The following is a 20044-nucleotide window of genomic DNA, read 5'->3' on the forward strand; positions in this document are numbered from 1 at the left end:
GTGAGCTCGCTCCCGTCCACACCACTTCAGTCGCCGCCCTCCATGGTCGCCCACTCCGCTCGCCCCACAGCAGTTGAGAGTTTCCGCCGGCAAATGCTGTGATTACCGCTATGAAGGCGTTTGATCTCCCGGGAGATAACGCGGTTGCGCTGGTGTGCGGCTTGGATGAAGGTGACGGCACCTGAATCTGGACCAGGCCGGGCCAGGGCCATGCCAATAATCCTTCATCTTGCACGCAGGCCCGGTCAGAGTTTCGTGAGCTCCCAGGGCACATGATGGCCTCAGGAACAAAGAGTCGGAGATCCAGTGAAGCAAAGTGCCTTCCCTACAACGTTATTTATCCTGCTTGTCACATCCCTGCTCGTCCATTTCCTGTGGGTGGCGACCGGCGCTTCCGAGGGTCATCTGCGGCACCTCCTGGGGAACCTGAGTTTTTTCCCGACCTGCCTGCTGAGTGCAGCACTGGCGTGGTCGCTGGCCCGCCGGTTGTCTGGTCAGAGCCGCCGCGCCTGGACATTCTTTACGGCCGGCATCCTCTGCTGGGGCGCCGGCCAGGCCATCTACACGGCGCTTGATCTCTCCGGGAGCGCCACGTTTCCGTCGCTGGCCGATATCGGGTACCTGCTGCTGGCGCCACTGTTCCTGTGCGGAGTCACGCAGCTCTGGCAACCGGCGCAGTCCCGTCTTCAGGCGCTCAGTTTCCTGCTGGATGTCGCCATTATCGTCGTCGCCGTCGGCGACACTATCTGGCACACGTCCATCCGACATGTCGCTGCTCAGTACGCGGGGCAGCCTTTTGCCCTGACGGTTGCTGTGGCGTACCCGGTATCCACCCTGCTGGTGGTGGCCCTGCTGCTGGTGATGGCCAGCTGGCGGTCGCGTGGAATCCACCGGGCACAGCTCGCCATGCTGGGTGCGGGCCTGGCGTTGAATCTGGTGGCGCACACGCTGTATGCGGATCAGGCGTCACGCGGGACCTACCAGCTCGGTCAGGCCCTTGATCTGATGTGGGCGCTGGGGTTCACGGCGTTTGGTGCCGCGGCATACCTGCGGCTCAGGACAGCAGACCCGGCCGGGGAGCTTACGCAGCCGCTGTCGGTCCGTGGTCAGCACCGGCTGAACCTGGTGCTGCCTTTTGCGGCCCTCGCTCTGTCCTATGCGGTGCTATTCGGAATTCATGACACCCAGGCCCTCAGACTGGGGGACCCAGGGGTGGTTCTGCTCTTTGTGCTGCTGTTCGCCCGCCAGGGCCTGGCGGTGATAGATACCCGGCGCCTGACGCGCAGCCTTGAATTTCAGGGCAGATACGACAGTCTGACCGGGCTGCTCAACCGGCGTTCGCTGTCCAGGGACCTGGACCATAAGATCCAGGCCGCCCAGGGGCACAAAGCACTGGTGGGCGTGATGTTTCTCGACCTGGACCGCATGAAGCACATCAACGACGCCTACGGCCACGCGGCAGGGGATGAGGTCCTGCGCCACCTGGCGCAGCGCCTGAGGTCCAGCACGCGGAGTTCGGACGCGATTGCACGCTTCGGGGGCGATGAATTCGTGCTGACCATGACCGTAGCTGACCGGGGTCAGCTGACGCAGGTGGTGCAGCGTCTGCTCACGGCGGTCGCTCAGCCGATCCTGTTCGGCGACACGGAATTTCATGTCACGGCGAGTATCGGCATCGCGGTGTGCCCGGACGACAGTGCAGATGCTGTGACCGCGCTGCACCACGCTGACCTGGCCATGTACCGCGCCAAGGCCCTGGGGAAGAATACCTATTCTTTCTACGAGCCTCACAACCACGCCGTGCATGTGCAGCACGTCCGACTTGAAGAACAACTGCGCGACGCCCTGCGGCACGGCACCCTGGAACTCCATTACCAGCCTATCGTCGCCCTGACGGACACGCGCATGTCCGGTGTCGAGGCCCTGCTTCGATGGACCTGCCCGGGTCTTGGGCCGGTGTCGCCTCTGAAGATCGTCCAGGTGGCCGAGGAATCCGGCCTGATGCCGGAACTGGGTGCCTGGGTGCTGACCACGGCAGTGAGGCAGCTTGCCGAGTGGCGCACAGTTCGGCCCATGGGCCTGACCGTCGCCGTCAACGTGTCGGCATCGCAGTTTGCCCTTGCGGACTTTGTTCCTCTGGTCAAGAGGGTTCTGGCCGAGAGCAACCTTCCAGGGGACGCTCTGGTGCTCGAATTGACCGAAAGTACCCTGATTCAGGACGTTGAAGCCTCTGCGGCCAAGATGCGCGAGCTGAAAGCGCTTGGCATCCGCATGGCGCTCGATGACTTTGGCACCGGGTATTCCAGCCTGAGTTACCTCAGGCAGCTGCCCGTGGACATCCTGAAGATCGACCGGTCGTTTATCGCGACCGTTCCGGCGGAAGGGGACGGATTTGTCAAAGCAATCCTGGCACTGGCCCACGACCAGGGAGCCACGGTCGTGGCGGAGGGGATCGAACACGCCTGGCAACATCAGCTGCTGAAGGGTCTGGGGTGTGACATGGGACAGGGCTATTACTTCGCCAGGCCACTTCCTTCTTCTCAGGTGATCCCGGACCACCCTGACTTTCCGCTGCGGGAAGTCCAGTTGACTCCCGCCGAGCTCATCACAGGTGGGCGGCTCTAAGGTCCTTCAGGCTCCCGTGAATGTTCAGAATGCAGGGAGGTGCTCCGACTGGTTAACCGTTGCTCAACGGCGTCCCCCGGCTTATGAAGGGGGTCTTGGGCAGACTCTCTTCTCCCGGCACGGCAGGCCGCCTACGCTGACGGCACGATGACCCTCCTCTCGTCCCCCACCGAGCCCTGCGTGCCCATGACCATCTACCGCGCCGATGATGGCCGGTTCTGCGTGTGCCCGACGACCGGGGGGCTGTATGTCACCATTCAGCCGTACGGTGCACCCGCGCACAGCATGACCATCGACCGCGAGCAGGTGCTGGAGTTGATCGCCCTGCTGCAGCGCGAGTTCCTTGCCCAGCCGTGAGTCCCCGGGAGGCGCGGCTGTAGACGCCTATGAGCACGCCGAGCCGGCCCTGGTGCCCCAGTTTTTGAGGGTGATCTGGACGAGGCGGGTGTGCTCGCCGAGGTCAAGAAGTCTGGTGAGGAGGGCGTTCGCATCGGCCTGAAGGCTGCCCTGAGCGTCCGCTTTAAACGTCGACCCGCGTTGAATACTACCGGCAACTCCGCCGCCCAGGGAGTGTGCAGGTGGGTGAGCACCTCCGAGCCCCGCACGCGCGGGGTATCGCCGTCCAGCAGCACGAGATGCGGAGTGGCGCCATGCGGGTACGGTTCATGCCGGTTCAGGAACACGAGGGCGCCGGGACCGTCCGGAACCACGTGCAGGTGCAGAGTGCCGTTGTCAGGCCTCCGCGCCGGCCGACGTGCCCGGGTCCTGCTGCAGTAGGAGGCAGGCCCGGCCAGACTGGCGCCGGGCCATTCCCCTCCTGAGGGAGGACCGTTTCGCGAAGGCATCCGGAAAAGTTCGGACCGGCCCGACCCGCGAAAGCTACCCGCGCCGGCCCCAGCCCCCCGTGCTGTGTAGCGAACCGGCGTAGGGGCGGGCACACCGCGTGCAGAACTGTGAATATGGCGACAGGATGGGCGCGGAGCAGCCTGGACAGGTCTTCAGGAGTGCTGTTCCGTCATTGGGACAGAACTGCTCGCCTGCCTGGGCGGGTACCGCACGAGCGCATTGTGGACAGACGTGGTAAGACACGGCGTTTTCCGGCACGGTTCCTCCTGGCTTGGGTGCAGCTTAAGGAGGAGAGGGTAACGCCCTGCTAACGAGAACCACCATCTTTGAACGGACCCACGAGGTGGACGTCTGACCGCTTACCCAGGAGTGTCAGGCCCGGTGCGGGAGTCCGGCCAGGGTCCTTCCAGCAGGGCGCTGAGGGGCGGCAGGTGCTCGCCCACCTCGCCCATGCGTGCCACGCTCTGCGTATACACCTTCTGCCTGGCGCGGCGGTTGCCGCAGGTGTGCAGGGCACGGAGCGTCAGGGACAGCAGGCGGCGGTCGTACGGTTCATGTTCCAGCAGGATTTGCCCCACCCTGGCCACTTCCTGTGGGTCGCTCGCCAGCAGCGCGTGAGCCCGCCGCTCCAACGCGTGATACAGCGCTTCTTCCGCAGACACGTCGCGTCCAGCCCCCAGGTCTTCCAGGTAAGGGCCGCGCCATAGCCGCAAGTTGCCTGTTCTGAGAAACTCCTCGGCATCGGACTCGGCTCCTCCCAGGCGGTAACCGCTGTCTGTGCGCTGAACCACCTCGGCGCCAAGGAACTGACGCAGGCGGTACACCAGTTGTTGCAGGGCCGAGACAGCCGCCGCGTCCGGCAGCTCCGGGTAGAGGGCCTCCTGCAGGGCCAGCTGTCTGACCTCCTGGTGTCCGGCCAGGCGGGCTTCCAGCAGCAGAGCCAGCAGTTCCTTGCCTTTCTGCCCCTTGTACCGCACGGCTTCGTCACCGCGCAGGATCTGGACCGGGCCAAGGACACCCAGACGCACGGACGCCTCCGCCTGGGGCCCTGGCAGGCCCGGCGGCGCAAGGTCCGGAAAGTAGCGGTCCGTGACATTGACCCAGTTGCGCAGGTCATGCTCCCGGAAAAACCTCAGTTTGTCGGCCGCGCTGGCAACGTCACCGGCGAGCCGGTCCGCTTCCAGGCCCAGCCGGTGGGCCCACAGGGTCAGCCCCCGGTCCGCCAGATCGCCCGCTGCTTCCTGGAAAGACGCCAGCGCCTCAGCCGGCCGGCCGCACGCCTCCAGCGCGAATCCCCTGGCCCAGATGGCCCAGGCGGCGTCGTGGGAGCTGCCCACCTGCCGCGTGAGGTCCAGGGATTCGTCGGCCAGTTCCAGCGCCTGAAGTGCGGAGCCGTGGACCGCCTCTGCGCGTGCCGCCATGCTTGCGGTCTGGGCAATAATCAGCGGACTTCCAGTCTGGCGCGCGTGCTGAAGTCCGGCGTGGGCGTACTTGAGGGCGAGTGTGCCACCAAACGGTGGGTTCTGCTCTAGATACAGGTACGCGAGGTTGTACTCGCACAGCGCCAGGAAATGCGAGACGCCAGCCCGCTTCATAACCTGGTGCCCTTCATGCAGCAGCGTCTCCGCCTGCTCGTACTCGCCGTACTCCAGCAGCAGGCAGGCCAGGCGGCTCTGCTGCTGGGCATGGTCGCGTGCGACGCCCAGGCTGGCAAACAGCTTCAGTGAGGCCTGGGCGTCCGCAAGGGCCTCGGGATAGCGCCCCAGGGTGTCACGGATGGTCGCCCGGGTAGAGAGCGCACGGGCCAGCTCATGCACCCGCTGGCCTGCCTCAGCCAGCTTCACGACTTCGCCTGCGTCCGCCTCGGCCGCCTCCAGGTCTCCGGCGCTGTACAGGGCCCGGCACCGGGCAAAAAGCAGGACGGTGCGCTCCGCGTCGGGGAGCGCAGGCTTCCCGAGGGCCTGGGCCGCCAGTGCGCATGCCTCTGTGGACCGTCCCATAAAGTCCAGCGCGCGGATGACCTGAGCCTGCACCGACGGCGGGGCCAGGGAATGAAGCTGCGGATGCTCCTGCCACTGGGTCATTACCCCGGCGTAGTCATTTCTGTCGGCGTGGAGCGACACCAGCTCGAACAGCCATGACGCTTCGAGCCCGCTGCTTCCCTGAAGGTTCCGGATGAGGCGATTGGCACGCTCCTCGTCTCCTTGAAGGACCAGGGCTCCGGCCAGAAGAAAGGCTGCTTCGAGGTTCTCGGGCTCTGTCTCAAGAACCTGCTGTGCGAGCGCAATCACCTGGCGCGGCTCAAACGCGCGCCATAGCCGCGCTGCGGCCAGGGCCAGCGGCGCACGGTCCGGTTCATCGGCATGGCGGACCGCCCAGGACAGGTACTCTGCGGCCTGCCGGTGGCGGCCACCGTCCTGTGCGGACTCGGCGGCGCGGCGCAGCAGGGGCAGCGCCTCGGCGGCCGGAAGTTCGGCGTGCATCGCGAAGCCCGCTGCCGCTTCCACGTCCGACTTGAGCAGGACGCTCACGGCACGGCGCGCGATGACCTGGCGTCTGGCCCGGGTCAGGTGGTGCACTTCCACGTCCTGATACAGGGGATGAACAAACTGACCTGCCCGCAGAATGCCCCTGCGGCCGAGCTCCTCACATGCGCCCTGCAGCTCACTGGCACCCAGACCGGCCACCTGCGCCCAGATGGCCGGGGACATGTCAGATGCCAGCATGGCCCGTGCCTGCAGCGCTGCCTCCGCGGCCTGTGACAGCGGCGGAGTGTGACAGAGGTGCGAGACAAGCGCCTCCACGCCGGCGGGAATGCGATTTTCACGCGGCTCGCGCCAGTGCCACCGCTGACCGTCGTTCCAGAGGCAGCCCTGCCGGATCAGGAACCGGAGGTATTCGATGCTGAACAGCGGGTTTCCCGAGGCATGCTGTCCGATCCACGAAACGGCGTCATCGGGCAGGCTGGCGCCCAGGGTCTGCTTCAGGAGGGAGGTGGTGTCCTCCAGGGTGAGTCGCTCGATCGCCTGCGCCTCGAACGGTTCGGGCGGCGCCAGCCGGCTGGTGGCCATCAGGCCGACTCCGCGACTGCGCGTGGCCCCACGGGCGAGCGCCTGCCAGAACTTGAGCTGCTCCGCCGACGCGTCGTGCAGGTCCCGGACATGCAGGACAAAGGGGGCGAGCTCGCTGAGAAGTGAACTCAGGGCGTCTCCCGCCACCTCCTGTCCCAGAGCATCACCGTGTTCCAGACGGCCCAGGGCCTCCTGCGTCCAGGTAGGAAGCCGGGCCGGGCGCGGCAGCGTGCCGATCAGCGTTGCCACTGAAACGCTGGCGTGAACCTCGGCAGAACGCAGGGGCAGCGCGCGGAGGATTTCTGCAGCCACCCACGACTTCCCAATGCCCGCTTCACCCCACAGCGCCAGCGCCAGCCCGCCGCGCCGCGCACTCAGGGCCCCCAGCCGTCTGGTGACTTGATGTACGAGCTCCTCTCGCCGGGTCACTGCACCAGAGTCTAACGGGTGGCGTCGCAGGACGGGGAGTACCCGTCCTCAGCGCAGGTGCTGGCCCGGGCCCAGTCAATGATCGCCTGGTTGGCTGCGCCCGCCTTCTGGAAGTTGGCCGCGTGCGCCGCGCCCAGAATGATAACCAGCTTGCTGCCTTGCTGGTGTCATACAACCGAGCCGGCAGGGAGACCCGCGTGTTATGGCTTTCCTGCACCCGGGAGCGCCCGCAACACCACAGCATTTCCCGCGAGAGTATAAGTGCCCAGGGACGCCGGGATGACCACAGTGTCGTAAGGCTGCAACACCATTTCATCTGCCAGGGTAGTGAGCGTCGCCTCCCCCTCAATGGCTGTCAACAGATGCATATACTCGCCCCGGGTATCGGCCTGCACAGACGGCCCGGCAGTCCGAAGCTGTTCGAGCGTGAAGTACTCACACTGAGTCAGCAGGTGGACGCCAGCCTCCTGAGGTACTGCCTGCCCTCGCTCCGCCAGGCCCGGGGCAGCCACCTGGGCACTTTCGTGAAGGTGCAGTTCCCGCCCGGCGCTCGCGGGCCGGTCCCAGTCGAACACCCTGTAGGTGGTGTCACTGGTCTGCTGCACCTCATAGATCAGCAGCCCCGGACCCAGGGCATGTACCGTACCGGCGCACACAAGAAAGGTATCCCCGCTCACCACTGGCTCGTGGTGCAGCAGTGATGACACGTCCTGACTGAGGATTGCCTCGCGCAGCGTGGATGGGGACACGCCCGGGTCCACCCCTCCGATCAGCTGGGCACCCGGAGCTGCCTCGAGCACGTACCAGGCTTCCGTCTTGCCGTTCTCGCCGGGTCCAACGAGGTTCCGGGCATGGGCGTCGTCCGGATGAACCTGGACGCTCAACCACTCCTGGCAGTCAAGCAGCTTGATTAACAGGGGAAATCGGCCGGCCGGCACCCTGGTCCCCATCAGGCGTTGGGGGTTCCGGGCAGCCAGAGCGGCCAAGCTCAGGCCGGCGGCAGGCCCCCCCTGCACCTTCAGGTCTTCGTGGACCAGCCAGGCTTCTCCAATCGGTGGGCCCTGAGGGTCCTGGCGAAGTCGGAGGCCGCCCCAGACACGTTCCTTGAATACCGGTTCAAGGCGAAGTGGGGCGGTCAGGTCAGGGATGGCATCAGCACCGCTGGACATGCCTTTCAGCCTAACCCTCGGAGGGTACGCTCCCGCCATTCCTTTCAACTCGATAAACGGCGCTTGACCGGCCAGTATGGCTGACGGCCGCTACCTGCTTAACGGGGCGTAAATTCCATGATGGATGAGGACTTACCACCGGTGTTTTGAAGTGCCAAGCTGATGTCCATAAAATGAGGTTGCCGGAGATCGCGCCGAGTTCTCAAAGCACTTACTTGTTGAACTAAGAGTAATTAGTGCCAAAACAGGAAGGAGAAACCAGGGCAGGTTCTGACTCGAGCTGGCCGTCCCCCCGTCGTTTAACGACGGTTTCAGGAAGATGCTATGTTTTCAGCGTCCAGAACGTCTTTTTCCCCGGTCTTCCATTTAGGTGATTATGTTGGGCAGAAATTTGACACGGCACAGGGCCTGGCCAAAATTTCCTGTCACCGCCAAGCCATCCTCCCGGTTCTGTCCAGGACGCGGCTTGACGGAAGCTGCGCTTACCGCTGCTGGCATCGAGCATAAGTTCCTGATCTACCCAGGCGTCAATCCCGCGTTCCACATTGACACCGGAAATAACTTCAGGCGTAAGGCAGCGGAAAACGCCTGGGCGACAACGCTGGTCTGGCTCCACGGCCACCTTTGATTCACCTGACCACAAGGCGCCCCTGGGACAGAGATGTAAGGCTAACCGTGCTCTTCGTTCAGCACGGCTTCCACCTGCCCTGGGTCCTTTTCATCGTCAGATCATCATGAGAGGGATTCAGAGCCGTGTCAGACTGGCCCAGCTATACCATTTACCATGTCCCTGTCCGGTCCTTCCAACTTCACCCAGGCGGAGCTCCAGCCATCACTATGTGATTGTCAGCTGGTCGAGCCGATGGATCTGACGCAGGTCACGGCCCTTTCAATCCGTGCGACCTCAACGCATCTTCAGCGCAAGCTGTCGGTGCTTCTGGCGGCTCATCACATTGTATCGGTCACGGAGTCGGGGGCCGCCCTGCTCAACCGCGAGGTCCTTGACCGCCTGGGCACGCTCCTGTCGGCGTTTTCCCGCACTGAACGCTCCGACCTTCTGGCCGCCCCCTGGATTGACGGGCAACTGGATCCCTGGCAGGTTGCCCCTCTGGAACAGTGGGCCCACCGTCTGGACAGTCAGTGGTTTGGGGCCGCTACAGACCAGCTGAGGTTTCACCTTCAGCCTATCGTGCATCTGGGTAGCGGGCGGGTGGCAGGATACGAAGCTCTGGTGCGGGCCCAGTGGAACGAGCAGTTGATTGGCGCCGGTCCTTTGCTGCAGGCAGCTGCCGCCCACGGTCAGGCCAGGTCGTTTGATGCGCATGCCAGGCGATCTGCCATCCGCCAGGCGTACCCGCAACTAAAGACGGACCAGCAGCTTTTTATCAACTTCGCCCCCGGTGTGGTCTACAACCCGGACATCTGCCTTCAGACGACTTTTGCCACCTGCCGTGAGGTCGGCGCAGACTTCTCCCGGCTGGTCTTCGAGGTCACTGAGAGCGAGGCTTTTCCCGATCTCAAGCTGCTGCGCTCCATCCTGGAGAGGTACCGGCAGGAAGGTGCCCAGGTGGCCCTGGACGATCTGGGTGCCGGACACACCAGCCTCAGCTACCTGATGGAGCTCAAGCCGGATATCGTCAAACTTGACCGGGCGCTGATCAGCGGCCTGAATGCAGCTGACCGCCGGATCCCCCTGGTCGACGCGTTGATCGGGTACGCCCATGACCTGGGCATCCAGGTTATTGCTGAAGGCATTGAAACGTCAGACGAGCTGACACAGGTGATTGGCCTGGGTGCCGACTACGCGCAGGGCTACTTTCTTGGCCGCCCGGCCCCAGAGGCAGCCGACATTCTTCCTGAGGCTGCCAGATACTGGGTGCCCCAGTGATCCTTGCCCAGGAATCAAACGAATCCGCAGAACTGGCGACTTCACTCGTCTGGCAGGTCCTGGACACCGCGGACGTGGGCTTGCTGGTGACCGACGCCCACAGGCGCATCGTGTACGTGAATGAGGCGTTCAGCCGGGTCACTGGCTACACCCTGGAGGAGGTGAAGGGACGCACCTGCGCTTTCCTGCAGGGGCCAGGCACCGATCCTGTGGACATTTCTGCCATGCGCGCCGCGCTGGACCAGGGTGAGCCGTTCGACCGGGTGGTGTTGAATTACCGCAAGGACGGAACCCCGTTGTGGTACAGGCTGCGCGTCAGGCCCATGCACGTCGGGGGCGCCCTGCAGTACTTCGTCGGGGTTCAGGAAGATTATTCGGACGCCCGTGCCGCGCAGCAGGAGCTGGAACGGCTGGCCTACCGAGATGGCCTGACTGGGCTTCGCAACCGACGCACCTTTGATCTTCAGCTCAAGCAGTGGGTGGAGGATGGCCAGCCCGTGGTACTGATTCTCCTTGACCTCAACGACTTTAAACAGGTCAACGACCAGCAGGGTCACCCGGCGGGAGACGCCCTGCTGCAGCGGGTGGCTGCCTGCCTGGAACAGGCGACGCAACATGGAGGCACAGCCTTCCGGATCGGAGGAGACGAGTTTGCGGTCCTGTGCCCTGATCAGAGCGCAGGTGTGCAGGAAGCCGGAACCCGGGTGCTGGAACAGCTGACCACGGTGGACGGGAGCCGCATTCGTGCAGCGGTCGGCGTGGCGTCTTTTCCTGACGAGGCCAGAAATGTGGAGGGCCTCCTGAGGCTGGCCGACCGGCGTCTGTATGCCCACAAAGCGTCCAAACACGGGTCCCGCTAAGCAGGGTGTCGGCAACGCGGTTTGTTCCGGCCTGTGCAATTGCAGTGACAAAGACCCGGACAGCAAGGCAGGGAAACTGAAATTGCACCTCAGGAGGACACCATCTGAACAGGCCTGTTCCAGTTTCCAGCGAAGGACAGGACTGGGCCGGCCGGCGGCGTCCTCCTTTCCGCCGATACCCCAAGCGAGCACTCAAACTGAGGACGGGCCAAGGAAGCGGTGGTCATGAACGCCTTGCGCCCGGTCGAGATCAGCGGCGTTCGAGCCGCCAGTTTTGCGGAGCGTATCCGTTCATGGACCAGGTACGGATTTCCGTGCCGCTGGACGTGCTGCCGTTCACGTTGTCCAGGGCGAGCCTGGTCTGCTGGCCAATCAGACGGTGATAGCCGCGGCCCATATCTTCCAGATGCCAGTTCTGGGCAAAGGCGCTGTTACAGCTCCACAGGCGGATGTCGGCCCCTGGCGTGCTGCTCCCGTCTGCAATATCCAGGCACATGTCCTGGGCGCCAAGCATACTGCGCAGGCGGTAAAAGCCGTCCGCGGTCTGCTCCAGCCTGAAGTTCTGCGCGGTAAGGCCATTGCATCCCCACTGCTGAATCTGCGCCGTGGAACTGGCGACACCATTCTGCACATCCACGCACATTCCGCTGGTCTGGTTGACCAGCCGGTACACGCCGCCGTTGACCAGGTTGTACCCGTTGGTGGCCTCGCTAGTGTACGGCCAGTTGCCGTTCCACTCAAGCAGCTTGACATCCATCTTGGGACTGCCGCTGCTGTTACGGTCGTAGAAGTGGTGCGTGAAGTAATAGTTGCCGCTCTCCTGGTACACGTCGCCGCCGCCCTGTCCGACCTTGTTGGCGCGGTCGTTGAGCATGATGGTGCCGCCGCCCTGATCCAGCCGGTTGCCGTTCTTGTCATAGTACGGGCCGGTGATGCTGGTCGCGCGGCCCATCACCGTCTTGTAGGTGCTGTCCAGGCCCTTGCAACAGTAATCCCACGACACGAACAGGTAATAATAGTTGCCACGCTTGAAGATGGACGGCGCCTCCACCGGGTTGTTGGCCACGCCAGGCCGGGTGGCGAGGGTGTAGATGGGCCCGTCGAAGGTCGTCATGCTGCTCATGTGCTGAATTTTGATACCGCTGGAGAACGATCCCCACGACATCCACCAGCCGCTGCTGCTGTCCCAGTGGACGTTGGCGTCAATGGCGTTGTAATCGGTCGTGGTACTGCTGGACCGCAGGATCGCCCCGTGGTCGGTCCAGGTGCCTGTAGAACAGGGACTGGTGCTGCTGGCCACACCAATAGCGGAATTCCTGGTGCCGAACTGGGAAGCCGCGTAATACATGTAGTAGCGGCCATCATTGCCGTTGTAGACGACTTCCGGCGCCCAGATGTTTTTGACTCCGTATTCTCTGATGGCCCAGGCCGGTGTAGGCACGGCGCCCAGGGTGCTCCAGTTGCCGCCAATACCGCCACTGGACCGGTGAACAAGCACGCCCCCGGGATTGGCCGAGTCTTCGATCCCGGTGGACATGGAGCAGTAGGTGCTCCCGGCCTTGAACAGACCGGGATCGTGACTTCCCAGATCACCAGACATACTCACCAGGGACTGTGCCTCCAGCCCGGGAGACGAAGGTCGGGTAGCCGTCGGGGACTCGACACCGCAGGCCGCAAGCAGAAGAGTGAGCGGTAACAATGAGCCAAGACGATTTCGCATGGTAACTCCTTTGTCTCAGAGGAGCCTGCTGATCTACCTGGAAGTGATAAGCCACTTCCTGGATCTGCTGGAGGTTAGGCGCCTTCAAGCCTACTCAGTTTTCTTTGTGAACGTTAACAACCATAGCTTACAAATGTAATCCTGTCAAGTTTTGGTCGCTCACGGGCGCTGATGCTCTTTAAAGCAGGTGTTTCAGCCTATAGCCGGTTTCTGGTTGTAACGCCGCGCAGGGTTCGCCATGGGGACGGCAGAAAGACTGCTCAAGTTGGATCACACAATCAGGGGCGACCGGACCAACCTGGGAAGTTATTGAAGTCTGCGCAGTTGGCCTGCCGGCAGGGGCGGACCATATGACCCGGCGACAGGAGACAGGAACGAAAACATCCTGGGGATGCTGCTTCCCGGCGTATCAAAGGCATCTCTTCCATGTTGTGCTCTGCTGGCGGGCTGCCACTTCCTCTCCTGCGTGGGAGCATTCACGGTCGTCTGGCCGGGTTCTTGTGCCGGGCCGCTCAGCTGGTGTCACTTCAGGGTGAACGTAAGTATCGTGCCGTCAGCGGCCAGGGTAAGCCTCGCGGCGGTAGCCGTGACCGTGGGCCGAGCGGCCAGCAGTTCCGTGAGACCCACCGAGCCGGATTCCTCGGGACAGGCGCGGAGCGTGGTCGAGATTGCTTCTGTCAGTACCAGGCGATTTCCTTCAAGACGGTACGCCCCCCCGTACCCGTTGCAGCCGTCAGATCCCCCGACACGGCCGTTTTCAAATGACAGCGTGACCGGCAGCGCCGTTTGCGGCGCGGGCCCGCCATTCACTGCGGAAAGCACAAAGGTGCGCCCCTGTGGCAGGACGGTTCCAGTAGGCTCTCTGCCACTGTCCTGGCTGGCTGCACTGCGGCGAAAGACCATGGTCGAGCCGGTCGTATTCTTCAAAATGAGGTTGCTGGCCTGCATGTCAACCTGAAGTGGCCCGCTGGCGAGGAACTGCAGAAAGGCAGCTTCCTGCAGGTTGACCGCGGGCGCGCAGGCCATCCGGGTGGAAGCAACCGGACCGAACGTCGCCGTGCGCCCCCGCAGCTGGACGGTGCCAGTCAGACGGTTGCAGCCGCCAGTGCCACTCAGGCGCCCTGCCTGGAATGTGAGGCTGGGTGAGCTGCCCGGCACGGGGCGCACGGCTGTCCCCCCGGACAACAGCCAGGTGCCGTCGATGGATATCCCCGCAGCTGGCAGATTTGCTGCGCTGCCTGCCTGAAAGACCAGCCGGTCACGGTTGCCTGCGAAGAGAGTCAGAGTGCTCCCACTGAGCTGGTAGCGGGTGACGTGCTGCAGCAGGTTCAGATACCGTGATTCCTGCGCGCCGCCCGGGCCCGGGCAGTCCCGCCGGGTGGTCGCCAGCGACCCGAGAGTCAGCATGCCACCGCGCTCGATGTACGGTCCGCGGTACGTGTTGCATCCGGTGCCGCCAGCGACAAAGCGGCCGTCAAGCCGCAGAGTCGGCCGCCCGATTCCGGCCGGGAGCGCGACGGGCTGTGTGCTCACTGTCATCTGAGACAGGGTCCAGGTGGTGTTCGTCAGGGTCACCTGGGCGCCAGCTGCCCCGACCAGGGTCAGGGCGGCAAGAGACAGCAGCACGGAAAGGGAATGCATACACCAGTTGTAACCGGTTGTTCTGATGGCAGGCTGAGCACCATACCTGGGCGGAATGACTGCGAACTGGGGGTGTGCATCGAGGCCCCTTCTGGGGCTGTGCGTGGCCGGGCACTTACGCCTGCTGTGTCAGGCCCGATTGAACTGTGCTGCAGGCGCGGTGGCTGGAGAGAATCCCCAGTTTCCCGGACAGCCCGGGCCATGCCGGGTCCACCGGGATCACGAAGTTTTTTGCACGATCGGCTACAGGACAGGCGACTTTCTGGAGGCTAATCAAGACCCGGCATACCCGGGCTGGCCCCTGACGTGGCGGTATGCGCTTCTCTCCGGGACCTTATTGGGAAGCACACACGTCACCAGGACGAGGTGCAAAGTACGATGAGTGCGCCGATGGTCGCGGGCCTATAAAGCTCCTCAACCCCCTCTCATTCGAAAAGGTGACATCACGCCCTATGGCCGAGCAAGAGATTCCAGCAGAAACCCGTGTGGCCGCCCTTCAGAAGCGGATAGAAGATCTGGAAGCAGAAGCACAGACCAGCCCGCAGCGTGGCAGAACCCTGTTCACGGAAGCGCCTGCCCCTTACCTCCTGCTCAATTCTCAGGGCCGGATCCAGGACGTCAACCTCGCGGGAACCAGGCTTCTGGGACGCAACCGTGAGGTTCTGCTTGGAAGGCGACTGAGCCAGTTTCTGGCTTCAGCTTCACAGGGCTCATTCGATCTGCTGTGCGCTCAGGCACTGCAGCATGGTCTGAGCCTGCGCGGAGAAGCGCAGCTGCTGCATGCCGACGGCGCGCCGCTTGACGTCGTACTGGATCTTGACGCAGAAAAAGTGAACGGTGAGTTCCGGTGCTTCCGGCTTGTGGTCACCGATATCACCTCATACAAACAGGCCCATAGCAGCCTGCTCGACGAGGGCGACGCCTATCAGCGGCAGCTGCAGGCCCACACGACGAGAATCCGTGAACTGAATCAGGAGCTCGAACAAATCGTGACGGTCTTTATTCAGCAGTTGCATCTGCCTGTGGCGCGTGCCATGAATTTTCTGGGCCTGACCCAACGCGCGCTGGGAAATCAGCCGGATGAGGTCAGTCAGCCTCTGCTGAACACCGAGCGGGCGATCCAGCAGGTGATTGCCCTGATGGCGTCAATGGAGCGGTTCATGCAGATGCGCTCCATGCGTGTCAGGCTCCGGCCCGTGGACCTGAACACCGTGCTCCGCGAGGTGCGCAAGAATGTCCGGCCCGTTATTGCCGACCGGAACGTCCAGATTTCCAGCGACCTGTTGCCCACCGTCCAGGGCGATCCACGTGCGTTGTATGTGATTCTCGACGAGTATGTCGCGAACGCACTGAAGTTCACCAAGGAGAGGGACGTCGCCCACATTCACGTGCGTGTGCAGGAAACGGACTCGGAATATCAGATCGGCGTGGAAGACAACGGGACCGGCTTCAACATGAGGCAGAGAGACAGGCTGTTCCAGCTGTTCGGGCGCCTGCACTCATCCAGGGTCTACGAAGGCACAGGCATAGGGCTCGTGACGGTGCGCCGGTCCTGCATGCGGTTTGGGGGCCGGGTGTGGGCTGAAGGAAAAGTCGGTCAGGGAGCGACCTTCTGGTTTGCCTGGCCCAAGGAGCCCAGTGTCCAGGATTGAGCGGAGAATCCCGACAGCTTGTTGCAATCATGAGGGACCACTGTTCTCAGGTGGCTGCCTCATATCCAGCCCAGACAGCCCAGCCAGGAACGCAGCCCGGGGCCCAGCTTCAAATCGACCCCAGTCACCCATGGCCAGGCGGGCCATATTGTGGCCAAAATCTCTTGAAACAGCGCGTTTACGCCGGAATCCTGCTCCTGTTATTCTCGGAACGTTTGTTCGCGAAGCTTGATGTCTGGCCAGAAGGGCCCGGAACAACAGCTGCTCACACGTGAGGCCCGGCAAACCCCCGCTGAAAATCATTAGCCTTGATACGCTTTCCCACACCTACCATCCGCTCCATCCCAGCACGGACCTCGCTGGACGTCACCTGTAGGCAGGAGATTCCCGGATGACATCTGCCAAGTGGAATGCCGTCGTACATCAGGAGCAGCGCATTGCCCTGCTTGACAGCTTCAGGATTATGGATACGCCCAGAGAACGGTCCTTTGACCTGATCGCCGAAGGACTCGCCCGGCTGTATGGGGTTCCGTACGCTCTGATCAGCTTCATAGACGCAACCCGGCAGTTTTTTAAAGCCGGAGTCGGGACCGACCTCACAGATGCCGGTCGGAGAAACGTTCTGCCAGTACACGCTGGAGTCCGACAGCATCCTGGTGATTCCCGATACCACTCAGGACGCCCGGTCCGCGCTGCATCGGTTCGTCACCGGAGAGCCGGGGCTGCGGTTCTACGCTGGAGCACCCATCATCACTGGTGGCTTCCGGATCGGAACGGTCTGTGTTCTGGATACCAGACCGCACGACGCAGATGAATTCGACCTGGGGGTCCTGACCCACATGGCGTTGATGGTGGCCGCCACCCTTGAGGCCCGCAAACTCAATCCCAGGGCCAAAGTGGTCTATCCGAGATACCGGGCGCAGACGAAGAGGTCCGAACCAAACTGAGCCAGTCATCCGCCGTGCTCACGCGTCCCGGCGTTGGATTGCATGCGACACGCAGTGTTCATCGAGGCGCCGCGTCGTATTTCTGGCGGTCATCTCTTCTCGTCATCCGGTTCCGCCGACTCTTCGTTACTGGCAGGTGAAGAGCGGGGCCTTCATGACCTGTCGGTGCGGTTGCCGGCTGACTTTTCTGGGCCCACTGCTTGCCTGAAGATGGCCGGATTTCCGCGCATCCCTTTGCGCTGACCACCTAAATTTGTCTCCAGAACGGGCTTGGTTTACCGTCACCGACCTGTATGCAGGTTTTTCAGCATGCCAACACTTTCCCGGAGCACGTCCAGGTCCATCTCGTGCACTTCGACCGGGCGCCCGATGCCTTCCAGGAGGGTCACCGTCAGGCGTCCCCCCAGATGTTCGCGGAACTCCTGCAGGCCGGCCAGCACTCCGGAAGTCCGGACGCTGCCCTCGGTCTCAAGTTCCGGAACGAAAACAGGCAGTCCAAGTCCTTCCAGCACCCCCAGAATTCTCTTCCAATCACTTTCCGGCAGCATCCCCACCAGGTAAGCGTAGGTGCTGTCCAGCGCGATCCCCACCGCGACCGCTTCCCCATGACGCAGGGCGTGATGGGTCAAGGCTTCGAGCTTGTGCGCCGCCCAGTGCCCGAAGTCCAGCGGCCGGGAGGAACCGGCTTCGAAGGGGTCGCCACTGTTGCCGATGTGCTGCACGTGCAACTCCGCGCAACGAAATACCGCGTGGGCCATGGCGTCCAGATCCCGCGCTCGCAACTGCTGGGCATGCTCCTCAAGAAACACGAAAAATTCCGGATCCTTCAGCAGGGCCACCTTGACCGCTTCCGACAGCCCCCCGGACCAGTCGCGCTCTTCCAGCGTGGTCAGGAAATCCAGGTCGTTGAGGACAGCGTGCGGAGGCGCGAACGTGCCCAGGAAGTTCTTCTTTCCGAACGCGTTCACGCTGTTCTTGACGCCCACGGCCGAATCGTTCTGCGACAGGACTGTGGTCGGAACGCGCAGAAGCCGCACGCCACGGTGTGCGGTCGCGGCCGCGTAGCCCACCATATCGATGATCGCGCCGCCCCCGATTACCATCACGTACGAGTGCCGATCGATGCCGTGCGCGTTTATTTCGGCCTGGACAGCCTGCACATACTTCGGGTCGAGTTTGATCTGCTCGCCCCCAGGCAGCACCACCGGGAGCCCGGCCAGTTCCAGAGCATCATCGTGTGCGGCGAAGTACTGCCCGACGGACTCAATCAGAAGTGGGTGGTGCTGCGTCACGCCCTCATCGACGATCACCAGAACCCTGTGTCTTCCCGGGCCAGCTATGGCCTGGCGCAGAACCGTGTTCTCCACATTGAAGAGTGAACGGGTGAAGATCACCGGGTAACGGTAATGAACCTGAAAATCCTGTTGAATGGAACGGCGACTGAAGGCGTCCTGGGTGGACGGAGCCCCGCGTGGAGTGGTCATGAGCTGTTCTCCTTTGCCCCGGATGCACGGCGGCGTGGCCCTGAAGGACCGGGCGCTGTCCTCACAGTCCCTCCGGGGGTCAGGGCCAAGAGGCCCGACCGGTGGGGTGATCTGGGCGCAGCGGAGCCCGGCACAGGACCGGCACCACCAGACCCCGAGCGACGATGGGACGACGGCCAGACGTCTGCCCTACCCTTCGTTGCCGCGCCGAGCGGTGTGCGACACCAAGGCCACGCCGGCACGGCCCACGGCCTGGCCTTGGAGGACTCCTGGCAGGCCTGCCGCACCGGCAGGCCTGGGCGCGGAGCGGGAACATCGTGGCAGCGGCTCATGTGACTGGACCATCCAGGTGAGCTAGGAGCACGTCGTGTACTTCCGTTGCCTGCAGGTGTGACGAATCGATCAGATCCCGGCGGCGCGTGATCAGCAGCGGCCCTGCCTCGGGAGCGTGCGTGACCCTCCCGTGTGTGCCCCTCACCACTTCGGCATCCACGCCGATCACGTCCATCAGCGACCGGAATCCCAGCTTCTTCTGAACCAGACGCCGGGCCGCCCGGAGCTTCGGGAAGCGCAGCCGCGGGTTCATGAACAGCTCGGCCGGGTCATAGCCGGGTTTACGGTGGATGTCGACAGTAAAGGCGTAATCGGGTGCCCGGGCGTCCTCGAGCCAGTAGTAGTAGGTAAACCACGCGCCTGCCTTCGCCACCAGGACGAAATCACCGGCACGCTCGTGATTCAGGTGCTGCTGCTGCTTCCCGGACTCGTCCAGGACCTCCTGCACCCCCGGGACAACTTCCAGCAAGGCCCGGACCCGGTGCAGCTGCGACCGGTCGTTCACGTAGACATGCGCCACCTGATGGTCCGCGACGGCAAAAGCCTGGCTTCCCATCGGGTCGATCACGTCGCGGCCAAGCTCGTTGCGGACACGCAGCAGTCCTGCCCCGCGCAGTACCCGGTTGATATGAATGGGCTGCCGGGCAGCCTCGATGCCGTATTCCGACAGCACCACGACCTGCACCCCGCGCGCCTCGTAAAAGCGGATCAGGTTCCCCGCGAGGTCGTCCACGGCGCGAAGGTCTCCAGCAACGGCGTCCAGATCCGGGCCATGCTGCTGCAACGGATAGTCCAGATGCGGAAGGTACACCAGCGACAGGGTCGGTGCGTGGTGCGTCTCGACCCGCATCGCGGCGCGCGCAATCCAGGCGGTGGACGTGATGTTCGCGTTCGGACCCCAGAAACTGAACAGCGGGAACTGCCCGAGGTCCGACTGCAACTCGTCACGCAACTCAGAGGGTTGGGTGTAGACGTCGGGAATTTTGCGGCCGTCGGCCGGGTACATCGGGCGTGGCGTCACCGCGTAATCGACGCTGGAGTTCATATTGAACCACCAGAACAGGTTCGCGCAGGTGAAGGCCGGGAACCGTTCGCGCGCCGTCTCCCAGATCTTCGGCGACTGGACGAGGAGGTTGCTCTGCCGCCAGAGTTTCACTTCCCCTTCCTCGCGGAAGTACCAGCCGTTGCCGACCACCCCGTGATCCGCCGGCCAGCGGCCGGTGAGGTAGGTGGCCTGCACGCTGCATGTCACTGCGGGCAGCACCTGACCGACCGTCGCAAGCGTTCCGGCACGCGCCAGGGCGCTGAGGTTCGGGGTGTGGTCCCCCAGCAGGTTCGGCGTGAGGCCGACAATGTTCAGTACGGCGGTTCGGTTCAAA

General features: G+C 63.4%; 14 protein-coding genes. 7 read left to right on the forward strand and 7 right to left on the reverse strand.

Going from position 1 to position 20044, the window contains the following annotated elements; translation table 11 throughout:
- Positions 1-306: 306 nt before the first annotated feature.
- Together IEY49_RS14845 and IEY49_RS14850 are read left to right on the forward strand one after the other, a co-directional pair.
- Positions 307-2625: a putative bifunctional diguanylate cyclase/phosphodiesterase gene (locus tag IEY49_RS14845; RefSeq protein ID WP_189010196.1), complete on the forward strand. Its 2319-nt coding sequence runs from the start codon at positions 307-309 to the stop codon at positions 2623-2625.
- 147 nt (positions 2626-2772) lie between these two features.
- Positions 2773-2982 (forward strand): hypothetical protein, encoded by a 210-nt coding sequence (locus IEY49_RS14850; RefSeq protein ID WP_189010198.1) that lies wholly within the window; start codon positions 2773-2775, stop codon positions 2980-2982.
- Positions 2983-3504: 522 nt separating this feature from the next.
- On the opposite strand, the gene IEY49_RS21890 is transcribed toward IEY49_RS14850, so the two are convergent.
- The 3 genes from IEY49_RS21890 to IEY49_RS14865 all read right to left on the reverse strand — a co-directional run bounded on the left by IEY49_RS21890 (position 3505) and on the right by IEY49_RS14865 (position 8140).
- Entirely contained in the window at positions 3505-3729 is a 225-nt protein-coding gene (locus IEY49_RS21890; RefSeq protein ID WP_189010200.1) for a double zinc ribbon domain-containing protein, read from the reverse strand.
- Positions 3730-3830: 101 nt separating this feature from the next.
- Positions 3831-6971, reverse strand: coding sequence for an ATP-binding protein (locus IEY49_RS14860; protein WP_189010201.1), 3141 nt, complete (start codon positions 6969-6971; stop codon positions 3831-3833).
- A 200-nt stretch (positions 6972-7171) separates the two neighbouring features.
- On the reverse strand, positions 7172-8140 hold the full coding sequence (locus tag IEY49_RS14865) for a type I phosphomannose isomerase catalytic subunit (protein ID WP_189010202.1): 969 nt from the start codon (positions 8138-8140) through the stop codon (positions 7172-7174).
- 376 nt (positions 8141-8516) lie between these two features.
- Here IEY49_RS14865 and IEY49_RS14870 point away from each other — a divergent pair, with 376 nt between their 5' ends.
- From IEY49_RS14870 to IEY49_RS14880, 3 genes are all read left to right on the forward strand, one after another.
- Entirely contained in the window at positions 8517-8768 is a 252-nt protein-coding gene (locus tag IEY49_RS14870; protein WP_189010270.1) for a dienelactone hydrolase family protein, read from the forward strand.
- Between the two features lie 156 nt (positions 8769-8924).
- Entirely contained in the window at positions 8925-10028 is a 1104-nt protein-coding gene (locus tag IEY49_RS14875) for an EAL domain-containing protein (protein ID WP_229780829.1), read from the forward strand.
- Complete coding sequence (locus tag IEY49_RS14880) at positions 10025-10888, forward strand: GGDEF domain-containing protein (RefSeq protein WP_189010206.1); 864 nt, start codon at positions 10025-10027, stop codon at positions 10886-10888. Before IEY49_RS14875 ends, IEY49_RS14880 begins: the two co-directional genes overlap by 4 nt.
- A 250-nt stretch (positions 10889-11138) precedes the next feature.
- Here the strand turns inward: IEY49_RS14880 and IEY49_RS14885 are convergent, their stop codons facing one another.
- Together IEY49_RS14885 and IEY49_RS14890 are read right to left on the reverse strand one after the other, a co-directional pair.
- On the reverse strand, positions 11139-12488 hold the full coding sequence (locus IEY49_RS14885; protein WP_229780834.1) for an RICIN domain-containing protein: 1350 nt from the start codon (positions 12486-12488) through the stop codon (positions 11139-11141).
- A 642-nt stretch (positions 12489-13130) separates the two neighbouring features.
- Positions 13131-14249 (reverse strand): META domain-containing protein, encoded by a 1119-nt coding sequence (locus IEY49_RS14890; protein WP_189010208.1) that lies wholly within the window; start codon positions 14247-14249, stop codon positions 13131-13133.
- Positions 14250-14701: 452 nt separating this feature from the next.
- Here IEY49_RS14890 and IEY49_RS14895 point away from each other — a divergent pair, with 452 nt between their 5' ends.
- Both IEY49_RS14895 and IEY49_RS21490 read left to right on the forward strand, forming a co-directional pair.
- Positions 14702-15901, forward strand: a complete 1200-nt coding sequence (locus IEY49_RS14895; protein ID WP_189010211.1) for a sensor histidine kinase — start codon at positions 14702-14704, stop codon at positions 15899-15901.
- Between the two features lie 602 nt (positions 15902-16503).
- Positions 16504-16848 carry a GAF domain-containing protein gene (locus IEY49_RS21490; protein WP_229780830.1) on the forward strand — a complete coding sequence of 115 codons (345 nt, stop codon included), beginning with the start codon at positions 16504-16506 and terminating at the stop codon, positions 16846-16848.
- 281 nt (positions 16849-17129) lie between these two features.
- Here the strand turns inward: IEY49_RS21490 and IEY49_RS14905 are convergent, their stop codons facing one another.
- Together IEY49_RS14905 and IEY49_RS14910 are read right to left on the reverse strand one after the other, a co-directional pair.
- Positions 17130-18332: a 3-dehydroquinate synthase gene (locus IEY49_RS14905; RefSeq protein WP_189010213.1), complete on the reverse strand. Its 1203-nt coding sequence runs from the start codon at positions 18330-18332 to the stop codon at positions 17130-17132.
- 328 nt (positions 18333-18660) lie between these two features.
- Positions 18661-20043: an alkaline phosphatase family protein gene (locus IEY49_RS14910; RefSeq protein ID WP_189010215.1), complete on the reverse strand. Its 1383-nt coding sequence runs from the start codon at positions 20041-20043 to the stop codon at positions 18661-18663.
- Position 20044: the final 1 nt, after the last annotated feature.

Source organism: Deinococcus malanensis, from assembly GCF_014647655.1.
GTDB classification, from domain to species: Bacteria; Deinococcota; Deinococci; order Deinococcales; family Deinococcaceae; genus Deinococcus; species Deinococcus malanensis.